Source organism: Mycobacterium sp. 1165178.9 (genome assembly GCF_001673555.1).
Classification (GTDB): Bacteria; Actinomycetota; Actinomycetes; order Mycobacteriales; family Mycobacteriaceae; genus Mycobacterium.
In genome coordinates this window covers 1-4000 of record NZ_LZMB01000296.1, presented here as the reverse complement: position 1 = coordinate 4000, position 4000 = coordinate 1, and the positions used below count along the sequence as shown (strand labels likewise).

The window sequence follows — 4000 nt, the reverse complement described above, 5'->3', positions numbered from 1 at the left end:
CGCGGGTTCCGACCTAGCGTCCCTGCGAACGCGCGCCGTCCGAGACGGCGACGAATTCGTAGTCAACGGTCAGAAAGTATGGACGTCTGGCGCGCACGATGCCGATTTCCTGCTGACTTTCGTTCGCACCGACCCGGATGTGCCAAAGCATAAGGGGATTTCGGCTCTGATCATTCCGACGAGTACCGAAGGCGTGGTGTGTCGTCCCTTCGCAGATATCGCCAGTCAGGACAACCTCGACTTCAATGAGGTGTTCTTCACCGATGTTCGAGTTCCAGCGGAGAACCTGGTCGGAGGGTTGAACCAGGGATGGACAGTTGCCAATGGGTCACTCGGACATGAGCGCACGATGATGTGGGTGATGCTTGCCGACCGGATAGACAACCTCATGGCCGACTGTCGTCCCCGCACAGAAGTCGAGCGTGATCGGTTCGCGTCCACAATTATCGACTACCACGCGCTTCGGGCGATTGGATCGGCGGCATTGGCTCGTGCCGCCCGCGGAGAGGTCGACACCGCCTCCGTTTCTGTGCTGAAACTTCTTGGCTCTGAAGCCGAAATGCGGGCTGCTGAACTGACATTGAAGACGGCCGGCATCGACGGCCTGCGACACCCAGTAACTGAGCGATACCAACATATGAATCCCGACGAGTATTTCGCCAGCAGATTCGAGCGCTACACCCGCGGGATCGCGGCCACTATCGCCGGAGGTACCTCGGAGATTCAGCGAAACATCATCGCGCAAAAAGTACTCGGCCTTCCACGTGGTTGAGTTCGACAGGTCATCAATTGCATGGCCACAGACCGATAGGAGAACACGTATTGCCTGAAGCGCACTGGGCCGCGATGACCTGCGTCAAGGTGGAACGGCGCGCGCGCATCGTGACGATTCGGCTGAATCGGCCCGAGAAGATGAACGCGATCAACAGCACCATGGAGAACGAGTTCTACTCAGTTCTCGCGGACTGTGATCGCATCGCCGACGTCAGATGTGTCGTGCTCACTGCTGAGGGCGCAAACTTCTCATCGGGTCACGATGTTCAACAAGTGGCTGCCGAGACCATAGGCGGTCAGGAGCCGGCGACCATTGAAGACAAGTACTGGGTCCACACGGGAGACCTTCTTCCGCCCTGGCGTTTCTCCAAGGGGTTAGTCGTCGCAACGAAAGGTTACGTAGGGCCGCACGCTAATACTTTTCTGCTAGCCGCTGACGTCGTCATCGCAGCCGACAACTCGCGGTTCAGCTGGGAGGAATCTCGAGTCGGGGTCGGAGCGCCCTACGGTCCTTATGCGTTGATGCCCTTTCATTTTCCCATCCGAGTTATGAAGCAGCTGTGGATGACAGGCGGCTGGATGGATGCGGAAACGGCCCGACAACTCTTCTACGTCAATCGCGTCGTCGCGTTGGGCCAGGAAGAACAGACCGCCCTGCGCTTCGCCGAGCAGATCGCACGCATGGAAGCTGGTGATCTGGCGGCGAATAAACGCGGAACGCATCGTCTCTACGAAGCGGCGGGACTTTCAGCGATGGTTGACGTCGGCCGAGACCCATATGTTCCCAGCGCTGAGGCCGCAGTGGCCAAGGAGCATCACCTACGTCTGATCCACGAAAAGGGTGTAAGCGCCGCCGTGCGCGAGCGCGACACCGGTTGGGATGACGAGGTCAGCAAAGTGTGAGCTCCGCGCGGAGAACATGTTCCGATTTTGAAGTGCCAAAAGAAGGACGGAAACGAGGAAGAGATGCCAGACGCCGAAGCGATAAACGCGGCGATCAACGCGCACTGCCAAACCCTTAGCGATCAGGATAAAGATGGCTGGCTCGCCCTGTGGGCTGACAACGCCGTCCTGGAAGATCCTGTGGGGGTGGATACGTTTCGCGGCATTGAGAGCATACGAACGACCTTCTGGAAGATGGTCGAGGATCTCAGCCCGATGAAGCTGTGGCTTGAGCGCGAGGTAATCGTGTGCGGCAATGAGGCCATTGCCATTCTGCACGGCGTAGTGACTCGCGAAGGTGCGCTGCAGCATGTCGGTCCCCTCGTGGATCACTTCACGTTCGACCAAGAAGGAAAGATCGCGATGATGCGGGCCTTCTGGAAATACGCGTGAAGCGATCGAACAAGTACGCGACATTCATGGCAGGAGCGCGCAATGCCTTGGACTTCTGACTTGTGTTCTCAAGAGACGCTGCCCGCCATTGTGAATCGCATGTCCGACGCAGAGCCCCACAAGCAGTTCCTGCGGACGGTGGACGGCGTATCGGCAACCTGGGAGCAGTTGCAAGAGGAGATGATCCTCTGGGCGGCCCGGTTCCGCGCGCTGGACGTACAGGTGGGTGACGTTGTCGCCACCATCCTCGACGCGGGCGTCGAATCGTTGGGCGTATGGCTGGGCGTCTCCAGCGTCGGCGCTATAGATGCCGCGACTAATCCCGAGTTTCGGGGCCGCATGCTCGCGTATGCGATCAACAACTGTCGGCCCGATTTACTCGTCGTTGCTGCGCAGTACCTGCCGTTCGTCGAGGTCGTTGCCGCTGAACTGACAACGGTCAACCGAGTGCTCGTTCTCGACACTGGTGGATACCACCACGAGCCTGGAGCGAAGCTGCCAGTCGTCACGGTGGAAGCGCTCGATTCCGATGTCAACGCTGCGCGAGAACAGATGAGAGTGCCCGAGCCGCACGACATTGCCTGTATCACCTACACATCAGGTACAACGGGCCCCTCCAAGGCAGTCAAATTGCCATGGGCGCAGTTGCACTCGATCAACCTGGGAACGTTCCCCTTCGAGGATCTCGATACTTCAGACATCTTCTACTGCACGACGTCCCATGCTCACTTTGGATCGAAATCGATCCCGTACCACGCAGCCATGGTCGGCGCGCGTGTTGTCGTAAGGCCGCGATTTGCGCTCACCAGGTTCTGGCAGGACGTTGCTGAGTTCGAAATAACGACTGGCATGCTCGTCGGTTCGATGGCGGATCTGTTGTTGAGGGTCCCCGAAAGCCCGACGGGCAGTACGTCACTCAAGAATCTCTTCATGGCTCCGCTCGGCGCTTGCTATAGGCAATTCAGCGAGAGATTCAATACCCGCATCTGCACCGTCTACAACAGCACGGAGGGCGGTGTCGCGATTTGTTCCGGGTGGAACCCGACGAACGAACGCACGGTCGGTCGCCTGCGTGAAGGGTATCCCGGTTTCGAGGTTCGCCTGGTGGATGAGCATGACTACGAGGTTCCAGACGGCACACCTGGCGAATGCATCGTGCGTGCCGGCATGCCGTGGGTGATGAACGCGGGCTACCTGAACAACGATGGCGCCACGGCAATCGCGTGGCGCAACGGCTGGTTCCATACGGGAGATGCGCTCGTCCGCGCCGCAAACGGTGATTACATGTTCGTCGACCGGCTCAAGGACGTGATCCGGCGTCGGGGTGAGAATGTCTCCTCCTTCGAGGTCGAGGCTGACGTGCTGCGCAATTCGGAGATCGTCGAATGTGCCGCAGTGGCAGTGCCGGCCGACACCGCCGAAGACGAGATCCTACTGTTCGCGGTGAAGCGCTCCGAATCGTCCATCGATCCCGAGGAGTTGTGCGCGGACCTTGAGTCCCGCATGGCGCGTTTCATGGTTCCGCGCTACATCGAGTTCGTCGACGACCTACCCAAGACTCAGGCGACTTTACGCATCATCAAAGCCGACTTGCGGAAGCGGGGCTTAGGACCCCGCACGTGGGACAGGCTGACCCAGGGATACCGCAGTCAAGCGACCGCGCTGTCCAACTAGTGATGTCGAAGGACAGGAATGTGACGATACGAGGCACCAATTCGACCGCCGGATGCCCGGCTGGCCAAGAGCGACTGGAATCCCTAGCGGGCGTGTCCTTTATCGACCCGGCTATCCAGGAAAAGCCTTTCGCCTACTACCGGGCCCTTCGTGACGGGGACCCGGTGCACTATGAAACTGACCTGGGGATGTATTTGGTCTCGCGACACGAGGACCT

Annotated in this window: 4 protein-coding genes and 1 pseudogene; all 5 read left to right on the top strand. The window is 59.2% G+C overall.

Annotation, left to right across the window (positions count from 1 at the left end; genetic code table 11):
- Window positions 1–772: acyl-CoA dehydrogenase family protein (locus A5652_RS12910; RefSeq protein WP_067351472.1), on the top strand; the 772-nt coding region annotated here is incomplete at its 5' end.
- Between the two features lie 50 nt (window positions 773–822).
- Entirely contained in the window at window positions 823–1677 is an 855-nt protein-coding gene (locus A5652_RS12905; protein ID WP_156745308.1) for an enoyl-CoA hydratase/isomerase family protein, read from the top strand.
- Window positions 1678–1740: 63 nt separating this feature from the next.
- Entirely contained in the window at window positions 1741–2109 is a 369-nt protein-coding gene (locus A5652_RS12900) for a nuclear transport factor 2 family protein (RefSeq protein ID WP_067351466.1), read from the top strand.
- Between the two features lie 99 nt (window positions 2110–2208).
- Complete coding sequence (locus tag A5652_RS12895) at window positions 2209–3783, top strand: AMP-binding protein (protein ID WP_197513944.1); 1575 nt, start codon at window positions 2209–2211, stop codon at window positions 3781–3783.
- A gap of 20 nt (window positions 3784–3803) precedes the next feature.
- Window positions 3804–4000: pseudogene (locus A5652_RS28560) on the top strand (cytochrome P450); the annotation flags it as partial.